This window comes from Empedobacter sp. UBA5987 (assembly GCF_002429865.1).
GTDB classification, from domain to species: Bacteria; Bacteroidota; Bacteroidia; order Flavobacteriales; family Weeksellaceae; genus Empedobacter; species Empedobacter falsenii_B.
Window position 1 is genome coordinate 11,401 of the sequence record NZ_DJBB01000029.1, and the last position, 340, is coordinate 11,740.

A 340-nucleotide genomic window follows, 5' to 3' on the forward strand; every position below is an offset into this window, starting at 1 on the left:
TATTCTAAAGCGTAATAATGTTGCTAGATTAGACAGAAAGGTGACTAGAAGAGCCATGCATAGTATCAGGTATGAAAAAGAAACACCTGGTCATCAGGTACAAGTTGATGTTAAATTTCTAATATTCCATGACGTAAATGGAACTAAAATCAAGCGATTTCAATATACAGCAATTGATGATGCTACACGAATTAGAGCGCTTAAAATCTATGAAAAACATAATCAATTGAACTAAATTGATTTCATAAATTATGTGGTAGAAAAATTCCCTTTTATAATTAATACAATTCAAACAGATAATGGATACGAATTTCAATGAAAGTTTCATTGGCATGTTCAA

Annotated in this window: 1 pseudogene; it reads left to right on the forward strand. The window is 30.0% G+C overall.

The window, feature by feature from the left end:
• Position 1: 1 nt before the first annotated feature.
• Positions 2-316 (forward strand): annotated as a pseudogene (locus tag B3J26_RS04750) (IS481 family transposase); the annotation flags it as partial.
• Positions 317-340 lie beyond the last annotated feature (24 nt).